The sequence below is a fragment of the Streptomyces sp. M-16 genome, assembly GCF_052114405.1.
Lineage (GTDB): Bacteria > Actinomycetota > Actinomycetes > Streptomycetales > Streptomycetaceae > Streptomyces.
This window is the reverse complement of record NZ_JBFRER010000312.1, coordinates 1-700: the sequence shown is the minus strand read 5'-3', so window position 1 is coordinate 700 and position 700 is coordinate 1. Positions and strand designations below refer to the sequence as shown.

General features: G+C 67.3%; 1 protein-coding gene and 1 pseudogene. Both read left to right on the top strand.

Annotated elements, in window-relative coordinates:
• Positions 1–323, top strand: a pseudogene (locus AB4039_RS42300) (2-oxoacid:acceptor oxidoreductase subunit alpha); the annotation flags it as partial.
• Positions 316–700, top strand: a 385-nt coding sequence (locus tag AB4039_RS42295) for a thiamine pyrophosphate-dependent enzyme (protein ID WP_442273317.1), incomplete at its 3' end; no start/stop codon positions are given. The pseudogene AB4039_RS42300 and the gene AB4039_RS42295, both read left to right, overlap by 8 nt.

Below are 700 nucleotides of genomic sequence, written 5' to 3'. Positions count from 1 at the left end.
ACCCGGCCCGCACGGCCCGCACCCTCGTGCTGGGCTGGGGCTCCACCTACGGCCCCATCACCGCCGCCGTCCGCCGGCTGCGGGCCCAGGGGACGGCCATCGCGCAGGCCCACCTGCGCCACCTCAACCCCTTCCCGGGGAATCTCGAAGAGGTCCTGAAGCGTTACGACAAGGTAGTGGTACCCGAGATGAACCTCGGACAGCTGGCCACCCTGATCCGGGCGAAGTACTTGGTCGACGCCCAGTCGTACAACCAGGTCAACGGAATGCCCTTCAAGGCGGAGCAGCTCGCGACGGTTCTCAAGGAGGCCATCAATGACTGAGGTGACCGACGCCCCCCAGCACCTGCTGTCCTTGGTCCCCAAGGCCGAGGCCAAGCAGTCGATGAAGGACTTCAAGTCGGACCAGGAGGTCCGCTGGTGTCCGGGATGCGGCGACTACGCCGTCCTCGCCGCCGTGCAGGGCTTCATGCCCGAGCTGGGACTGGCCAAGGAGAACATCGTCTTCGTCTCCGGCATCGGCTGCTCCTCCCGCTTCCCGTACTACATGAACACGTACGGGATGCACTCCATCCACGGCCGCGCCCCCGCCATCGCCACCGGACTCGCCTCCTCCCGCCGCGACCTCTCCGTCTGGGTCGTCACCGGCGACGGCGACGCCCTCTCCATCGGCGGCAACCACCTCATCCACACCTCATCCA